The organism is Maritimibacter sp., from assembly GCF_016774595.1.
In the GTDB taxonomy this organism is placed as follows: domain Bacteria; phylum Pseudomonadota; class Alphaproteobacteria; order Rhodobacterales; family Rhodobacteraceae; genus Maritimibacter; species Maritimibacter alkaliphilus.
In genome coordinates this window covers 165,451-180,557 of record NZ_JACBWT010000002.1, presented here as the reverse complement: position 1 = coordinate 180,557, position 15,107 = coordinate 165,451, and the positions used below count along the sequence as shown (strand labels likewise).

20 protein-coding genes and 1 tRNA gene are annotated in these 15,107 nt (G+C 64.0%); 9 read left to right on the top strand and 12 right to left on the bottom strand.

Going from position 1 to position 15,107, the window contains the following annotated elements:
* Positions 1-101: 101 nt before the first annotated feature.
* The gene (rplL, locus tag HOY44_RS11980; protein ID WP_008331622.1) at positions 102-479 is read right to left on the bottom strand and encodes a 50S ribosomal protein L7/L12; all 378 of its coding nucleotides are present in this window, start codon (positions 477-479) and stop codon (positions 102-104) included.
* A gap of 71 nt (positions 480-550) precedes the next feature.
* A complete protein-coding gene (gene rplJ, locus HOY44_RS11975; protein WP_287434877.1) occupies positions 551-1,063 on the bottom strand; it encodes a 50S ribosomal protein L10 in 513 nt (170 codons plus the stop codon).
* A gap of 770 nt (positions 1,064-1,833) precedes the next feature.
* Here rplJ and HOY44_RS22655 point away from each other — a divergent pair.
* Both HOY44_RS22655 and HOY44_RS11965 read left to right on the top strand, forming a co-directional pair.
* The gene (locus HOY44_RS22655) at positions 1,834-2,238 is read left to right on the top strand and encodes a hypothetical protein (RefSeq protein WP_353806642.1); all 405 of its coding nucleotides are present in this window, start codon (positions 1,834-1,836) and stop codon (positions 2,236-2,238) included.
* A gap of 224 nt (positions 2,239-2,462) precedes the next feature.
* On the top strand, positions 2,463-3,344 hold the full coding sequence (locus HOY44_RS11965) for a hypothetical protein (protein WP_287434876.1): 882 nt from the start codon (positions 2,463-2,465) through the stop codon (positions 3,342-3,344).
* Between the two features lie 87 nt (positions 3,345-3,431).
* Here HOY44_RS11965 and rplA read toward each other — a convergent pair whose 3' ends face one another.
* Together rplA and rplK are read right to left on the bottom strand one after the other, a co-directional pair.
* Complete coding sequence (gene rplA, locus HOY44_RS11960) at positions 3,432-4,130, bottom strand: 50S ribosomal protein L1 (protein ID WP_008331628.1); 699 nt, start codon at positions 4,128-4,130, stop codon at positions 3,432-3,434.
* Position 4,131: 1 nt separating this feature from the next.
* Complete coding sequence (gene rplK, locus HOY44_RS11955) at positions 4,132-4,557, bottom strand: 50S ribosomal protein L11 (RefSeq protein WP_008331629.1); 426 nt, start codon at positions 4,555-4,557, stop codon at positions 4,132-4,134.
* A gap of 214 nt (positions 4,558-4,771) precedes the next feature.
* Here rplK and HOY44_RS11950 point away from each other — a divergent pair, with 214 nt between their 5' ends.
* The gene (locus tag HOY44_RS11950) at positions 4,772-5,155 is read left to right on the top strand and encodes a VOC family protein (protein ID WP_287434875.1); all 384 of its coding nucleotides are present in this window, start codon (positions 4,772-4,774) and stop codon (positions 5,153-5,155) included.
* Entirely contained in the window at positions 5,155-5,781 is a 627-nt protein-coding gene (locus HOY44_RS11945; protein WP_287434874.1) for a YdeI/OmpD-associated family protein, read from the top strand. Before HOY44_RS11950 ends, HOY44_RS11945 begins: the two co-directional genes overlap by 1 nt.
* Positions 5,782-5,835: 54 nt before the next feature.
* Here the strand turns inward: HOY44_RS11945 and nusG are convergent, their stop codons facing one another.
* The 4 genes from nusG to HOY44_RS11925 form a co-directional block, all read right to left on the bottom strand.
* Positions 5,836-6,369, bottom strand: a complete 534-nt coding sequence (gene nusG, locus HOY44_RS11940) for a transcription termination/antitermination protein NusG (protein WP_008331633.1) — start codon at positions 6,367-6,369, stop codon at positions 5,836-5,838.
* A 189-nt stretch (positions 6,370-6,558) separates the two neighbouring features.
* Positions 6,559-6,756, bottom strand: coding sequence for a preprotein translocase subunit SecE (gene secE, locus HOY44_RS11935; RefSeq protein ID WP_008331634.1), 198 nt, complete (start codon positions 6,754-6,756; stop codon positions 6,559-6,561).
* Positions 6,757-6,841: 85 nt separating this feature from the next.
* The gene (locus HOY44_RS11930) at positions 6,842-8,584 is read right to left on the bottom strand and encodes a hypothetical protein (RefSeq protein WP_287434873.1); all 1,743 of its coding nucleotides are present in this window, start codon (positions 8,582-8,584) and stop codon (positions 6,842-6,844) included.
* 141 nt (positions 8,585-8,725) lie between these two features.
* A tRNA-Trp gene (locus tag HOY44_RS11925) sits at positions 8,726-8,801 on the bottom strand.
* A 95-nt stretch (positions 8,802-8,896) separates the two neighbouring features.
* On the opposite strand from HOY44_RS11925, the gene HOY44_RS11920 reads away from it, so the two are divergent.
* Positions 8,897-9,730 (top strand): class I SAM-dependent methyltransferase, encoded by an 834-nt coding sequence (locus tag HOY44_RS11920; RefSeq protein WP_287434872.1) that lies wholly within the window; start codon positions 8,897-8,899, stop codon positions 9,728-9,730.
* A gap of 86 nt (positions 9,731-9,816) precedes the next feature.
* On the opposite strand, the gene HOY44_RS11915 is transcribed toward HOY44_RS11920, so the two are convergent.
* A complete protein-coding gene (locus HOY44_RS11915; protein WP_008331648.1) occupies positions 9,817-10,185 on the bottom strand; it encodes an MAPEG family protein in 369 nt (122 codons plus the stop codon).
* 63 nt (positions 10,186-10,248) lie between these two features.
* Complete coding sequence (locus HOY44_RS11910) at positions 10,249-10,638, bottom strand: response regulator (protein ID WP_328591404.1); 390 nt, start codon at positions 10,636-10,638, stop codon at positions 10,249-10,251.
* A 168-nt stretch (positions 10,639-10,806) separates the two neighbouring features.
* On the opposite strand from HOY44_RS11910, the gene HOY44_RS11905 reads away from it, so the two are divergent.
* The 4 genes from HOY44_RS11905 to HOY44_RS11890 are packed head-to-tail and all read left to right on the top strand — an operon-like array spanning position 10,807 to position 14,269.
* Complete coding sequence (locus HOY44_RS11905; protein WP_287434871.1) at positions 10,807-11,181, top strand: DUF1636 family protein; 375 nt, start codon at positions 10,807-10,809, stop codon at positions 11,179-11,181.
* Positions 11,178-12,122 carry a threonine-phosphate decarboxylase gene (locus HOY44_RS11900; RefSeq protein WP_138424519.1) on the top strand — a complete coding sequence of 315 codons (945 nt, stop codon included), beginning with the start codon at positions 11,178-11,180 and terminating at the stop codon, positions 12,120-12,122. The genes HOY44_RS11905 and HOY44_RS11900 overlap by 4 nt, the downstream gene beginning before the upstream one ends.
* Positions 12,119-13,030 carry an adenosylcobinamide-phosphate synthase CbiB gene (gene cbiB / locus HOY44_RS11895; RefSeq protein ID WP_287434870.1) on the top strand — a complete coding sequence of 304 codons (912 nt, stop codon included), beginning with the start codon at positions 12,119-12,121 and terminating at the stop codon, positions 13,028-13,030. Before HOY44_RS11900 ends, cbiB begins: the two co-directional genes overlap by 4 nt.
* Positions 13,031-13,075: 45 nt before the next feature.
* A complete protein-coding gene (locus HOY44_RS11890) occupies positions 13,076-14,269 on the top strand; it encodes a lytic murein transglycosylase (RefSeq protein ID WP_138424521.1) in 1,194 nt (397 codons plus the stop codon).
* Positions 14,270-14,315: 46 nt separating this feature from the next.
* On the opposite strand, the gene HOY44_RS11885 is transcribed toward HOY44_RS11890, so the two are convergent.
* Together HOY44_RS11885 and HOY44_RS11880 are read right to left on the bottom strand one after the other, a co-directional pair.
* The gene (locus tag HOY44_RS11885; RefSeq protein WP_287434869.1) at positions 14,316-14,501 is read right to left on the bottom strand and encodes a hypothetical protein; all 186 of its coding nucleotides are present in this window, start codon (positions 14,499-14,501) and stop codon (positions 14,316-14,318) included.
* A 71-nt stretch (positions 14,502-14,572) separates the two neighbouring features.
* Complete coding sequence (locus tag HOY44_RS11880) at positions 14,573-15,097, bottom strand: YbjN domain-containing protein (RefSeq protein WP_008331659.1); 525 nt, start codon at positions 15,095-15,097, stop codon at positions 14,573-14,575.
* Positions 15,098-15,107: the final 10 nt, after the last annotated feature.

Genomic DNA, 15,107 nt, shown 5'->3' with positions numbered 1-15,107 from the left:
GATGCTTCGCGAATGGCCCTCGCCAAGACAGGTTCGGCTGGACCCGGATTTCTCCGGACCCAGCCTCGATATCGTAAGGTGGGTGCGAACCCACCTCGCCCTTAGGCCAGCTCGACTTCGGCGCCTGCCGCTTCCAGCTTGCCTTTGATGTCTTCGGCTTCCGCCTTGTCGACACCTTCTTTGATCTTGCCGCCGGCTTCGACCAGGTCTTTGGCTTCTTTCAGGCCAAGACCGGTGATGCCGCGAACTTCTTTGATGACGGCGATTTTGTTGCCGCCAGCCGACTTGAGAACGACGTCGAATTCGGTCTTCTCTTCAGCAGCTGCACCGGCGTCGCCACCAGCAGGGCCGGCCATCATGACAGCGCCGCCAGCAGCGGGCTCGATGCCGTATTCTTCTTTGAGGATCTCTTTGAGTTCCTGAGCTTCGAGAAGGGTCAGACCCACGATCTCTTCAGCAAGTTTCTTCAGATCAGCCATAGTACTGTTTCCGTTCTTTCAGATGTGTTCCAACGTGAGCGATTGCAACGCTACGTCGGCCTCTAGATTGCTTACGCAGCCTTTTCCTCGATGGTGGAAAGGATGGATGCGATGTTCGAAGCAGGAGCGCCAATGGCACCGGCGATGTTCGACGCGGGCGCGCCAATGCACGATGCGATCTGAGCGAGAAGCTCTTCACGCGACGGCATTTTGGCGACACGGCCGACACCAGCGGTGTCGAGTGCTTCCCCACCCATAGCACCACCGAGGATCACGAGCTTCTCGTTATCCTTGGCGTACTTATCCATGACCTTGGCCGCAGCCACGGGGTCTTCGGAATAGGCGAGGACAGTCATGCCTGTCAGGTACTGGGCGATCGAAGCCGCCGGTTTGCCTTCCAGAGCGATCTTGGCGAGCCTGTTCTTGGCGACACGCACCGAACCACCCACGTCACGCATTTGTGCGCGGAGGTCCTGCATCTCAGCAACCGTGAGACCTTCGTAGTGGGCAACCACAACGACGCCAGAGCTTTCGAAGATCTGGCCGAGTTCCTCGACCACTTTCTCTTTCTGGGCTCTATCCACAGTTTCACTCCAAGTATGGAGGGTGCGACCCCTCCGGCTCTATTTACACCGGGTGCAGGCACCCGATGGTCGGGTCCTTACGGGTCCGTCCAAGATCACCCGAGGCACCCCGAAAGGCGGCCCGAAGAAATCTGGTTCTTTCCCGTCTCAGGCAGGATTTATGGATTGCTCCACCCACCTTCTCGGACGAATCGTCGGACGCACGGACAGAGTCAGGGCGTCAGACCCGGCGGGGTGTAGAGCGGATTCGGTGAAAAGGAAAGGGGGAAATTGCCACGAGCGCGTGATAGGCCATCACGCGCGTCCCGGTCCCCTCGAATGTACAATAAGTATAACATGCCACATCGCACACGGCGAGACATTTGTGCCCGCCCCGGTTGAGCGTGACCTCTTTGCACGCGGAAAGACCATATTTCGCAGGCGGGCGGATGCCCCTGCCCCGCCCGCGTTTCCCCCGTCATCAGTCGGGTGGCGCACCCCGGCATTGTCGAAACCTCGCAATAAGGCGGTGCCGCGCCGCCCTAGGCTCCGGGCGCAGTCGTGATCCCGTCACTTATCGAGGCGCCGTCCAGACCGCGAGACGAGGCGCCCGCGCATCGAGATACACAATCCCGCCATTCCCGCGCCTTTTCGCCACCACGGGCGCCGCTGAAATCCGCCGTGAAAACACCCCCGAGGCACCACAGGAAAGTTATATCTCGACCGCAAATTACGGTCATTCAGATCGCATCAAGGTTAATGCGACCACCGCATAGCAAGGGACAGACAGAATGAACGCAGATTTCGAACTTGAGAATATTCCGGCCGCCAAGCGGCGCCGGCTCGGCCATTTCCTGTCGGATACCTCCGGCGCCGTGACCGTCGACTGGGTAGTGCTCACCGCCGCGATCGTCGGCATCGGCACCGCAGTTCTGTTGTCCGTATCGGGCGGCACGAATGCTCTGGCCGACAAGACCAGCACCGCAATCTCGGAAGTCGAAGTCGCGGGACTGGGAGAAACCGGCAACGAATGGGACATCGACGCCCCGGCAAACGGATTTCTCGATTGCGAAGGCGCGACCTGTTACCGGAGCGACTACGACACCGGCCAGACGTCGTCCTTCCCCAACACCTACGGGAAGAACTTCATCTCCGACTATTCGGGCGGCGAAACCACGCGCTTCTACGAATATTGATACCGCCGGACAGACACTGAAAAAGGGCGCCCCGCGAGGCGCCCTTTTTTTGTCGGCTGAACCGCAAGGTCTTCAGATCTCGCAAATGCCGCCAATAGTGGGCGGCGCGATCCGCGCCTGCTTCCGGCCTCTGGATGGACAGGTCACGACAGCCTCATTTAAGATGCGTCGCATTCCAATCGGCCCCATTTGATCGCTCCATTTGACAGACAGGACATTGCCGCATGTCGGGACCAGACAAGACCCTCGCCATCATCGGTCTGGCCCGAAACACTGCGCCCCACCTGCCCGGAGCCTTCGCGATGATGGAACGGCTGGCCGCTACCGTCACGCTCGAGCGCGTCATCATCGTCACGAACGACAACGAAGACGGCACCGATGCCGTGCTCGATCAAGCCCGGCGCGGACCTTTGCCGCTGACGATCATCAACATGGACGGGCTGGCATCCGAACACGAGCAGCGGGTGGATCGGCTTGCGGTCGCGCGGCAGGCCTCGCTGGAGGCCCTGTTCGCGTCTACGTCCGTGCCCGACTTCACGCTGATCCTCGATATGGATGGGTTGAACAACACGCTGGACCCGGTCGTCGTCAAACGCCTGATGGATGACGCGCACGGCGACTGGCAGGCGGTGTTCGCGAACCAGCCGAACGCCTATTTCGATATCTACGCGCTCCGACGGCCAAACTGGTGCGACTACAATTTCATGCCGAAACTGAACCATGAGTGGAAGCAGGTCGCCGGGCGCCCGAGGTTCGAAAAGCTTCTCAGCCGCCTCAACCCGTTCGACCGGACACCCAGATCGCGGCAGGAACTGAAAATCCGGTATGTCCACCAGCTTCAATACAGAATTCCCGCGGATTATCCGTGGATCGAGGTCGACTCCGCCTTCGGTGGGGCGGGGCTGTATCGCACGGCGGCGTTGCGCGGTAAAACCTATCGGTCCCGCGGCAGTCAGGGCATGGTGATATGCGAGCATGTGTCGCTCCACGCCCAGATGCGCGCCGAGGGGGCAAGGTTGTTCATCGTGCCGTGGTTCCTGAACGAAAACCACGAGCATCTCGACGCTGCCAGCGGCAGGACGTTCCCGCGAGAGCTTTTGACCTGAAACGCGGTGTCGCAGCCGGGCGTCCGTCCACGGCACGAAAAAGGGCGCCCCGAAAGGCGCCCTTCGTCAATCTGTCTGTCCGTCGGCTCAGTTGCCGGTGGCGTTCTCGACGTCGATCGAAACGCCCGGTCCCATCGTCGACGAGATCGAGACCTTTTTCAGGTACGACCCCTTCGCGCCGGCCGGCTTGGCTTTCGACACGGCGTCCACGAAAGCGCGGACGTTCTCGGCCAGCTTGCCTTCGTCGAACGAGGCTTTGCCGATCCCGGCGTGGACGATGCCCGCCTTCTCGACCTTGAACTGAACCTCACCGCCCTTGGCGGCTTCCACGGCTTCCTTGATGTCCATGGTCACGGTGCCGACCTTCGGGTTCGGCATCAGGTTGCGCGGACCCAGAACCTTACCCAGACGGCCGACGACGGGCATCATGTCCGGGGTGGCGATGCAGCGGTCGAAGTCGATCTTGCCGCCTTGCACGGTTTCCATCAGGTCTTCTGCGCCCACGATATCGGCGCCAGCGGCCTTGGCTTCCTCAGCCTTGTCGCCACGGGCGAAGACGGCCACGCGGACCTCTTTGCCGGTGCCGTTCGGCAGGCTGACCTTGCCACGGACCATCTGGTCGGCGTGACGCGGGTCGACGCCGAGGTTCATGGCGATCTCGACCGACTCGTCGAACTTGGCCGATGCGTTGGCTTTCACCAACGCGACGGCTTCCTCGACGGTGACGAACTCTTTGCCGGCGAAAGCTTCGCGGGCAGCGGCGGTGCGTTTTCCGAGCTTTGCCATCTTACTTCACCTCGATGCCCATGGAGCGGGCGGAACCCAGGATGATCTGCATCGCAGCTTCGACGTCGTTCGCGTTCAGGTCTTTCATTTTCGCTTCCGCGATTTCCTTGACCTGAGCGGCGGTCACGGTGCCCACGGTCTCACGACCCGGGTTGTTCGCGCCCGACTTCAGCTTGGCGGCCTTCTTCAGGAAGTACGACGCCGGCGGCGTCTTGATGTCCATCGTGAAGGACTTGTCCTGATAGTAGGTGATCTCGGTGGGGCAAGGGGCACCCTGCTCCATCTCCTGCGTCTTGGCGTTGAACGCCTTGCAGAATTCCATGATGTTGATGCCGCGCTGACCCAGGGCGGGGCCCACGGGCGGCGACGGGTTGGCTTGACCTGCAGGGATCTGCAGCTTCATCTTGCCAGCAAGTTTCTTGGCCATCCGGCCTCTCCTTCTTCCAACAGCCTCAGGGCGCGCCCTTCAGCTTGATGTTGCCGTGGTCAGGTCCGACGATCGCGACCGCCTCGCCTCCCACACGAATAGGACAGGGATCACCCTTGGGCGTCCCTGAACGGGGCGGCAATACGCAACTCGGGCACACATTGCAAGCGATTCCCCCCTTTTGGGCAGGCCCCGCGCAGGCTAGCGTTCCGCCATGAAGTATTCCGTCTCCATCGACGTGCCCGACCTTGCCAAAGGCATCGCGTTCTACACCGATGTCTTCGGCGTGCAGGAGGTCGCCCGGCCCATCGAAACCTACGCGGTCCTGCGCGGGAGCGGCGGACAGGCATTCGGGATCATCCAGAAACCCGAAGGCTCACAGCCCGCGCCCGAAACGGACGACCGCCGTCACTACACCCGCCACTGGACGCCCGTGCACATGGACATCGAGGTCGATGATTTCGACGCCGCGCTCGACCGTCTGACGGCGGCGGGCGGCACCGTCGAACAGGTCTTCGACATGGAGAACCGCCCCAAGACCGCCTTTTGCGCCGACCCTTTCGGCAACGGCTTCTGCCTGATGGAGACCCGCGACTGATGGCGATGATTACCGACATCGAAGACTACTTCACCCGAGGCTGCGGCCGCTGCGACCGCTTCGACACCCCGGACTGCTCGATCCAGCAGTGGAAAGAGGGCCAGAACAAGCTGCGCGAGATCTGTCTCGACATGGGCTTGTCCGAACACGTGAAATGGGCGCACCCCGTCTACATGCACGCGGACCGAAACATCGCGATGATGGGCGCGTTTCGCGGCGACTACCGCTTCACCTTCATGAACGGCGGCCTTCTGAAAGACCCCGAAGGGGTGCTTGAAACCGCCGGGCCGAACTCGGTCGTGAAGAACGTGCTCTACTTCACCACGAACGACGGCCCCGCGAAGACGGAGCCGATCATCCGCGCCTACCTTGCCGAGCTGATGGATTACGCCGAACGCGGCGTGAAGCCCCCCAAGGTCGAGCGTGAGATCGAGATGCCCGACGAACTGGTCGAGGCGCTGGACGGCGACCCCGAGCTTGCCGAAGCCTTCTTCGCCCTCACGCCGGGGCGACAGAAAAGCTATGCCTTCAACTTGGCTCAGGCCAAGAAGCCCGAGACCCGCTTTGCCCGGATCGAAAAGTTCCGCGACAAGATCTTCGCGGGCAAGGGCGCGATGGAACGGTAGACATGCAAAAGGCGCCGCACGGTCGCGGCGCCTTTCCGAAATTCCGGCAAGGGATCAGCCCTGTTTGGACACCTGCGTGTATTCCAGCTCGACCGGAGTGGCGCGACCGAAGATCGACACCGACACCTTGAGGCGCTGGTTGTCCTCGTCCACGCCCTCGACCATGCCGTCGAAGCCCTCGAACGGGCCGTCGGTGACCGCGACCTTTTCGCCGATCTCGAAGGTGATGAGCGTACGCGGCGCTTCCACGCCCTCCTCGACACGGCCCAGGATCGCTTCGACCTCGGCATCGCGCATCGGCATCGGGCGGCCCTGCGGCCCGAGGAACCCGGTGACGCGGTTGATCGAGTTCACGAGGTGATAGCCCTCGTCCGACATTTCCATGTGGACCAGCACGTAGCCGGGCATAAAGCGGCGCTCGGTCGTGACCTTCTTGCCGCGGCGCACTTCGATGACTTCTTCGGTCGGAACGAGCACTTCGTCGATTTCGTCTTCCAGCCCGGCTTCCGCCACGGAGGTCTTGATCTGCTCGGCGATCTTCTTCTCGAAGTTCGAGAGAACGCTCACCGAATACCACCGTTTCGCCATCGTGCTTGTCCTGTTCCTGCGGGCGACGCGAGCCGCCTTTTTCAACTTTTGCCCCGGACTTAAAAAACGGGCGTGCAACTCGAATCATTGCACGCCTCATGGGGAATGGTGGGTCAGATACCCCCCTCTCGCCGGATTTTCAAGCCTCGGCGCGCCAAGGCCCGATCCCGCGAAAGGCCGGGGGACGTGTCAGCCGAGGAAGGACAGAAGCCCGGTCAGACCCGAGCGGATCGCAAGGTCGACGAGCGAGAAAAACACGGCGACCAGCGCGGTCAGCGCGATGACCATGCCCGAGGTCAGCATGACTTCGCGGCGGGTCGGCCAGGTGACTTTCGACACCTCGGAACGGACCTGCTGAATGAACTGGAACGGGTTGGTTCTTGCCATGATCGTGCCTTCTCGTGAACGAGGGGCAGATACGCCACCGGGCGCGGGTTTTCAACCCGCATCCGCATGTTCGCGCCCTTCGCCTCTATCTCAGCGCGCGCGCCTGTTCCGCGAAACGGTCGAAAGGGTCGGCTTTCATCCGGTCGCGCATGTCCGCGTTGACCGCCGTCGGGGTTGACGGCTTGCCGCGCCCCGCCGACTTCACCCATGCGCGGCTGCCCGACAGGCGCTCGGCCGCCTTCTGCACTGGCTGGGGCGTGGCCCCCGTCGCCGGGTCCGCGACACGCGGGATGATCTGCGGCGCATCGCCTTTAGCATTTCGCGACTTGCCCAGCCCGCTAAGGACCGAAAGCGCCATGAGAAAACCGGCGACGGCGAACAGCGGCATCGGTTGGGCGAACGGATCGAAACCGTTGATCGGCAGGCTCACCAGGGCCGTGCCCTTGGAGTTCAGGTAACCGATCACGGCGAGCAGGGCTGCAAGGCCGAAAAGCGCCCGTGCCCCTGTGCCCCCGCGCGCAGTCTTTGGGCGCGCTTGCGCGTGCTCAGGCTCCGGCTCATCCGCCGCGGTCGACATCGCCGGTTCGGGTTCGGCGCTCTCAACGATCGTGCCGACCGATCTGTCACCGCGCAGAATCGCGCGCAGATCGCTCATCGACAAGCCGGCGGCCCGCATCGCTTTCTGGCGTGAACCAATCCTGACGAAAAACGCGACGACCGCCCCGATGGCGAACAGCGCGAGCAGGGCGGACCCGAGGAGCGCCGCGAGCACCGCGAAGTCCTGCCCGTATCTCTGAGCCACCACCCAGACGCCCGAACCCGCCGCGACGGCGAGAAGCACGAGCCGGACGAGCGTTTTCCTGAAATGGCCCTTCAGCGCAAAATGCGCGGCGACCGCCGCCTCGGCCTCGCCAGTCAGCACGCGTTCCGGCGCGGCTTCGGCCCCCTCCGCCGTGTCGCCCTGCGTCTGGACCGGCGCGCCACGGGTCGCCAGCCGCCCAAGCGGGCTGTCGGGTGAGATGTCCTTCGACAGTTCGACGTCGCGACGCTTGGCCTTGAACGTGTAATCGTAGTCATGCGCCTTGTTCGCCCCGGCCGGCGGCTGCACCTGCACGGCCTTGCGCGGGTCGATGGCGCGGGACGCCTCGCTCGGCTTGCGCCCCCAGCCAAAGACGCGCTTTGCCAGACCCAACAGGGCGATGGCCAGTGCGGCGGCCCAGAACTGCTTGCGGGCAAGCTCCGGCGCGCCCTGCGCGGCCAAAGCCGCTTCCCGCCCCGCAAGAAAGGGTTCGAGGTAGAAGAAGTCGTCCGCCTTTCGCAGACCCTGTTCTTCGATGGCATCCGAAACCATCGAGGACATGGAATCATACCCGGAGGCGAACCCGCCCAGCCGGAACAGGGGCTCCTCCTTCTGATAGGACACGATGTAATCTTCGATGTGATCGACGAAGTAATCCTTGTCGCGCTCGGTGAGCACGATCGCCGCCCGCACGGTCCGCGACGACAGATCGTCGCCCATGCCGAACACCATGTAGAGATACCGCTCCGAGGTTTTCACCCCGTTCGTGCGCTTGGTCAGCGTGTAGTTGTAGTCGGTGTTGATCCAGCCCAGCACGTTCACTTCACCGGCAGGCCCGATATGCACGTCCTCGTCGAATAGCGACAGATCGACCGGCAACGGCGCGCCAAGGTCCAGCGCGGCCTCACGCTCGGCTTCGGTCTCGAGTTCGTGCTTGTAGACCTCGTTCCCCAGATACGCCACGCCGCCCGCGATCGGGACATAGGCCCACCACGGCAGCAGGAAAAAGAGGATAATCAGCCTTTGCACGCCAGAACCCCGAAGCAAACTCGCCACCCACAAGACAACAGGCGAAATCGGGCGTGATTGGGGCCGATACGGGGAAAATGCGGGGGAATCGGTGCCACCGATGCGGCAAACCGTAGCAATTCAATGCTTTGCGGAAGGTGGTGGCAGGGGCAGCAGGGTTCGAACCCGCGACCTACGGTTTTGGAGACCGTCGCTCTACCAGCTGAGCTATACCCCTAGGACCGGGCTGGGAGATACGACAGCCCGCCGCCCGTTTCAAGGGCAATTCGCGCCCGGCTTGGCGGGTCATGGGCGCCGTGCTAATCGCAGTCCATGACATTGCGCGACACGTCCGTTTTCGACGAAAGCCCGTGGCTGGCGGGCGGGCCCGACCGGCTCGGTCCGGCCAGAGCGATCCCGACCATGCTGGCCCATGAAGAGGAACTTCTGCTCTACTGGCTCACCGCCGCTTGGGCGCAAGGGTCCGGCGCGGTCGTCGATCTGGGATGTTTCGCGGGCGGGTCGACCGCGCGGCTGGCCGAAGGTCAGCGGCAGGCCGGGCATAGTGCGCCCATCCACGCCTACGACCGGTTCGGCGCGGACGAGGCGGCGAAGCGCCGGTTTCTCTACCCCGCCGGGGTCGCCCGGTTCGAGGGCGAAGACCTGCTTCCGGCCGCGACGGCGCTCCTCACCCCGTGGCTGGATCGCATCTCGCTTTACAAGGAAGACCTGAAAGACACGGTCTGGCCGAGGGAACCCATCGAAATCCTCGTGGTGGACGCCTCCAAATCGACCGCGACGCTCGACGCAATCGCCCGCACATTCTACCCGGCGCTCCAGCCCGGTGCCATCGTCGTGCACTGCGGCGCGCTGCACTGGCGCGAGCCGTGGGTGATGGCCCAGATGCTGCTCATGCGCGACTGGTTCACCCCGCTCGCCCATGCCCATGACACGACCTTCGCCTTTCATGTGACGCGAACGCCCGACTCACGCGCGATCGAGGAAGGGCTGACGACGGGACTTCGCGACAAGGCTCTTGCGGCGATCCTGAATTCGAACCGCGCCCTGTTCGAAGATTACGGCACCACCGACCAGCTCGACACCATGCTGGCCGCCATCGCGGCCTCACCCGGCGTGCGCGACGCATGGAAGATGTCACGCCCCTGACCCCTTCTTCGGTCTACAAATACCTCGGGGAGGTCTGGAGGGGCTGGCCCCTCCAGCGGGTCGGGGCAGCTTGCTGCCCCGAAACCTCAGACCAGCGCGAAGGCCATCATCAAAAGACCGACGACCGCCACCACCCAGGCCAGCGTACGCAGGCCGGGGATCGCGACCATGTAGAGCGGCAGATAGGCCACCCGCGCCAGCACGAAAATCGCCGCGCCCAGCGTGGCGTCGGCCTCCAGCACCACCGCGAGCAAGGCCAGCACGATGAAGACCGGCAGGCTTTCCTGCCAGTTGGCAAGGGCGCGGCGCGCGCGGCCCGTCACCGGCGACGGCTCGGGCAGATCGTCCCGCCCGCCCATATGGCGCGACACGCCTTCGGTCGGGAAAAACAGCATCGTCGGGGTGAAGACATAGACCGCGTGCAGGATCAGTGCGGCGAAAATCCAGAACAACATGAAACTCTCCTCCGTTCACGGGGGCGAGCGTAGCGGCGCGCGGGCGATCCGCCAATTGTCGTGTCAGTGCTTGGCCACCCTGTCGCCGTGATGTGACACGATGGTCGCAAGGTCCTCGGGCGGGGTCTTGGACGGCAGGAAGGCGCAGGCATTGGGGCTCATCGAAAACACCAGCCCGTCCGAGAAAAAGGACGACGCTGTGACGAACACGACCTTGGCGGCCGGATGCCGGTAAGCGGCGTAATCCGCCACGGCCATCGCGCCCGACCCCGGCAGGTCGAGGTCCGCGACGATCATGTCGACATGCCCTTCGCGCAGGCGGTCGAATCCGGCCTCGGCCGTCTGGGTCAAGGTCACCCTCGCCCCTTCCCGTTCCAGATGCCTTTGCCAAAGGCGTCCAAGATCCGGATCCGTTTCTACGATCAGGACATCCAAAGAATCACTCGGCTTCACTCGCTTTCCGGTTGCGTGTGTAACCTCACTCTACACCATGCGCATCACCACGGGAAATTAACGTTTCCCTACGGGTTTGGAAACCTGACCCGATAAACTTGGATAACGGCCCGATCCCATTGCTTTCGGGGCCGATTTGGGTTTCATGCGGGGCGCGAAAGGACCGCCATGACACCGACCTGGATCACCATCTGCGACACCTGCAAACGCGAAGACTGGGCCGCGAAGGGGGTCGAGCGCACCGACGGGCAGGCGCTTTCCGAACTGGTCGAAGCCGCCGCCCGCGGCACCGCGCTGCGCGTTCGGCGCACGAGTTGCCTGATGGGATGCGATCACTCCTGCAACGTCGCGGTGCAGGCCGCAGGGAAGCTGAACTACACGCTCGGGCGGTTCGAGCCCACGGACGAGGCGGCGCAGGGCATCGTGGACTGGGCCGTTCTGCATTCGGAAAGCGAAACCGGGCAGGTGCCCTATCGGACATGGCCGGTCGCGGTGAAGGGGCACTTCGTCACCCGCCATCCCCCTCTGCCCGAGGGCGAATGACCACGCCGCGCGATCACGGCGGCGGTCTCGATGCCGCCATTGCCCGGTTCGGCGGCACCCGCGCGGATTGGATCGACCTGTCGACCGGCATCAACCCCCGGCCCTACCCGCTCCCCCCCATCCCCGCCGAAGCCTGGCAGGCCCTGCCCGACCGCGCCGCGATGGACGCGCTGGAAGCCGCCGCGCGCGACTTCTGGATGGTCCCGGCCGGTGCCGCCGTTCTGGCCGCCCCCGGCGCCTCCGCCCTGATCGCGCGCATCCCGGCACTGGCGCCCAAGGCCCGCGTGCAGATCGCGGAACGCACCTACAACGAACACGCCGCCGCCTTCGACATCGCAGGGTGGGAGGTTGTGCGCTCCGGCCCCGCCGAGGCCCGCGTCGTCGTCCATCCGAACAACCCGACGGGCATGCTGTGGAGCGGTGACGACCCCGACCCCCGCACACTCACCGTGATCGACGAAAGCTTTTGCGACATCGCTCTGGGCAACACCCACGTGCGCGGCAAGGCCACCGAACCCGGCACCCTCATTCTGAAATCGCTCGGGAAATTCTGGGGTCTTGCAGGTCTGCGGTTGGGTTTCGCCATCGGCGACCCAGCGTTGATCGACCGCTTGCGCGACATGCTCGGCCCGTGGCCCGTCTCCGGCCCCGCGCTGATCGCTGGCCGCGCCGCACTCGAAGACATGGACTGGGCCAACCGCACGCGCCAGCGGCTTCACGTCGACGTCGCCCGCCTCGACGCCATGATGCAGGCCAAAGGGGCCGAGGTCGTGGGCGGCACCGCGCTTTTCCGGCTCTACGATGTGGGCGACGCGGCAGCGTGGCAGGACCGGCTCGCCAAATCCCACGTCTGGACCCGCGTGTTTCCCTACGAACCCCGGTGGATGCGCTTGGGTCTCCCACCCGAGCACGGCTGGGACCGATTGGAGGCCGCGTTGTGAGCTTCGCCGCCGTCCTGATCCTCGCCCTGCTGATCGACGCCGTGGCGGGTGAGCCGGAGGAGATCTGGGGGCGCGTTCCGCATCCTGCCGTTCTCATGGGTCGCGCGGTCGGCTGGTGCGACGACAAGCTGAACGCGGGCAAGGGGCGGCTGATGACCGGCGCGGTCACCATCGCCGCGCTCGCGGGCCTCGCCGCCACGCTGGGCTGGATGCTCGGCCAGATCGGCTGGCTGGTCGAGGCGCTCGTCGCCGCGATCCTCCTCGCCCACCGCTCGCTCGTCGATCATGTCGAGGCGGTGGCCGACGCCCTCACCCGGTCGCTGGGTGAGGGCAAACGCGCCGTGGCGCAGATCGTGGGCCGCGACATCACGGACATGGACGATGCCGATGTCGCCCGCGCCGCGATCGAAAGCGGGGCCGAGAATTTCTCTGACGGGGTCGTGGCCCCTGCCTTCTGGTTCCTCGTAGCGGGCCTTCCCGGCCTGTTGGCCTACAAGATGGTGAACACCGCCGACAGTATGATCGGCTACCGCACCCCGCGCCACGAACAGTTCGGCAAGGCCGCCGCGCGGCTGGACGACGTGCTGAACTGGATTCCCGCGCGGATTTCCGCTGGCCTCATCTTCCTCATCAATCACCGCCCCGGCGGCTGGGCCACCATCGCCGCCGATGCGCCCCTGCACCGTTCGCCCAACGCGGGCTGGCCCGAAGCCGCGATGGCCGTAAGCCTTGATGTGGCGCTGTCCGGGCCGCGCAGCTACGAGGGCGCGCGGCGCGATTTCCCCTTCGTCAACGAACACGGCGAACGCGACATCGGCGCGCCCGAGATCGACCGCGCCGTGTCGGTGCTTTGGCGCGCATGGGTCGCCCTTCTCGTTCTCGTGTTCATCATCGCGGTTGTCTGGTGAGCCCGGTTTGCTAGGGTCGCAGAGACCAAGATTCCGGAGTTTCGAATGAAGACCTTTCTCGCCGCCGCAGCCCTTGCGCTTTCTCTTCCCGTCAGCGCATCCGCGCAGGCGATCCCCGCCCCGCTGATCCAATGCGGCGGATCGTGGTCGGACTTCGTGGGCCGGATGAAAGAACTGGCGGTCAGCCGGGGGTATGATCGCGGCACCGTCGACCAGTTCTTCGCCTCGGCCCGTCAGGACGGCGCGACGCTGAACGCGGATCGCGGGCAGGGCTTTTTCCAGAAGACCTTCATCGACTTCTCGCGCTCGCTGATCTCGGCCAACCGGATGCAGAACGGTCAGGCCAACATGCAGCGTTACGATGCGATCTTCGACCAGATCGAAAGCCGGTATGGCGTGAGCCGGGGGGTGCTGACCGCCTTCTGGGCGTTCGAGACCGATTTCGGCGGCTTTCAGGGTGACTTCAACACGCTCAACTCGCTGATGACCCTCAGCCACGACTGCCGCCGCCCCGGCCTGTTCCAGCCGCAGGTCTTGGCCGCGCTCGAACTTTACACGCATGGCGACTTTTCCCCCACGGGCACCACGGGCGCTTGGGCGGGCGAGATCGGCATGGTCCAGATGCTGCCCGCCGACATCATCGAGGCTGGTGTCGATGGTGACGGCGACGGGCACGTCCGGCTGAAAACCTCTGCCCCCGACGCGCTCATGTCCGGCGGTCACATGCTGTCGAACCTCGGCTGGCGCCCCAACGAGCCGTGGTTGCAAGAGGTCATCGTGCCCGACAACCTCGACTGGTCCAAGACTGGCACCGACAACAGCCTGCCCACGAGCCAGTGGCAGCAGATGGGCGTGCAGGCCCGCAACGGTCAGCTTGCGACCAACCTGCCCGGAAAGATCATCCTGCCGCAGGGGCGGAAAGGGCCTGCCTTTATCGCCTATCCCAACTTCGACGTCTATTTCGAGTGGAACCAGAGCTTCACCTACGTCCTCACCGCCGCCTATTTCGCCACCCGGCTCGAAGGCGCCCCGGTCTACGACGCGGGCAACCCCGAACCGGGCCTTTCGGGCGGCCAGATGAAGGCGCTTCAGCAGAAATTGCAGGCGCGCGGTCACGACGTGGGCAAGATCGACGGCATTCTGGGTTCCGGCACCCGCGCGGCGGTTCAGGCCGAACAGGTGCGTCTCGGCCTTCCGGCGGATGCTTGGCCCACGGCGGCGCTGCTGAACGCACTTTGACCATATTGGCGGGCGCGCGTTTCCAGAAAATCAAGAAACGTGGTATTCACTGAAGCAATCGGAAAGTGTTTTCAGTGTTATCACCGAAAAAACGGCCCCGCAGAGCTGCTACTCTGCGGGGCTTCTCTATTTCAGCTTGCTGGCCGATCCAGAGGCGGATGAATGCGAGCAACAGCGAAGCCGCTGCCAGTGTCACCATCCATTTTCGAAATCGTTGTTCGTCCAGTGCCATCACCACCAGTCGCCGCGAAGTGTCGCGACGGTTGGAGGATGATCTCCCAATGGTTCAGATGGCGATAACCATCACCATTTGATGTGGTCCTCGAACAGCACCACGCTGTCGAGCCACAATTCGAGCAGCGCGTCGAAATCGCCGGTGCTGAGACCGTCGTTGCTGGTCGCCACATCCATCTCGATCCGCGCGACGCCCTCGTCTGTCAGGTAGGACCGGACGAAGCGGCGGTCGGTGTTCCACGAATTGATCGTTTCGAGCGTCACGTTCTCGGCCCGGTAGCCCGCGTAGAACTGCACCGCCTGACAGTCGACGTTATCCTCGCAGTCATAGAAGAACAGGCTCATCTTGTCGCCGTTCGACCGATATTCGACGAGCGGATCGCCCACCGTGTCTTCGGTCAGTCGGGCCGGCATCCCAGCATCTTCGAAGAAGGCCACGAAGGTCTGCGGGTCCGAGGCGATCACGCGGTCCGACATCGGCGCCTGAACCGACGCGGGCGCGTCGAGCGGCTTGGATTCCAGCGACTTCTGTTCCTGTGCCAGTGCCGGCGCTGCAAGAATGGCCAAGACGGCCGCAATGACTTTGCGTGACATAACGCTCTCC

What these genes read in the sequence shown, in the direction of transcription:
- rplL (WP_008331622.1), bottom strand. Translation starts at nt 479, where the DNA reads ATGGCTGATCTGAAGAAACTTGCTGAAGAGATCGTGGGTCTGACCCTT.
- HOY44_RS22655 (WP_353806642.1), top strand. Translation starts at nt 1,834, where the DNA reads ATGAACGCAGATTTCGAACTTGAGAATATTCCGGCCGCCAAGCGGCGC.
- HOY44_RS11965 (WP_287434876.1), top strand. Translation starts at nt 2,463, where the DNA reads ATGTCGGGACCAGACAAGACCCTCGCCATCATCGGTCTGGCCCGAAAC.
- rplA (WP_008331628.1), bottom strand. Translation starts at nt 4,130, where the DNA reads ATGGCAAAGCTCGGAAAACGCACCGCCGCTGCCCGCGAAGCTTTCGCC.
- rplK (WP_008331629.1), bottom strand. Translation starts at nt 4,557, where the DNA reads ATGGCCAAGAAACTTGCTGGCAAGATGAAGCTGCAGATCCCTGCAGGT.
- HOY44_RS11950 (WP_287434875.1), top strand. Translation starts at nt 4,772, where the DNA reads ATGAAGTATTCCGTCTCCATCGACGTGCCCGACCTTGCCAAAGGCATC.
- HOY44_RS11945 (WP_287434874.1), top strand. Translation starts at nt 5,155, where the DNA reads ATGGCGATGATTACCGACATCGAAGACTACTTCACCCGAGGCTGCGGC.
- nusG (WP_008331633.1), bottom strand. Translation starts at nt 6,369, where the DNA reads ATGGCGAAACGGTGGTATTCGGTGAGCGTTCTCTCGAACTTCGAGAAG.
- secE (WP_008331634.1), bottom strand. Translation starts at nt 6,756, where the DNA reads ATGGCAAGAACCAACCCGTTCCAGTTCATTCAGCAGGTCCGTTCCGAG.
- HOY44_RS11920 (WP_287434872.1), top strand. Translation starts at nt 8,897, where the DNA reads ATGACATTGCGCGACACGTCCGTTTTCGACGAAAGCCCGTGGCTGGCG.
- HOY44_RS11915 (WP_008331648.1), bottom strand. Translation starts at nt 10,185, where the DNA reads ATGTTGTTCTGGATTTTCGCCGCACTGATCCTGCACGCGGTCTATGTC.
- HOY44_RS11905 (WP_287434871.1), top strand. Translation starts at nt 10,807, where the DNA reads ATGACACCGACCTGGATCACCATCTGCGACACCTGCAAACGCGAAGAC.
- HOY44_RS11900 (WP_138424519.1), top strand. Translation starts at nt 11,178, where the DNA reads ATGACCACGCCGCGCGATCACGGCGGCGGTCTCGATGCCGCCATTGCC.
- HOY44_RS11890 (WP_138424521.1), top strand. Translation starts at nt 13,076, where the DNA reads ATGAAGACCTTTCTCGCCGCCGCAGCCCTTGCGCTTTCTCTTCCCGTC.
- HOY44_RS11885 (WP_287434869.1), bottom strand. Translation starts at nt 14,501, where the DNA reads ATGGCACTGGACGAACAACGATTTCGAAAATGGATGGTGACACTGGCA.
- HOY44_RS11880 (WP_008331659.1), bottom strand. Translation starts at nt 15,097, where the DNA reads ATGTCACGCAAAGTCATTGCGGCCGTCTTGGCCATTCTTGCAGCGCCG.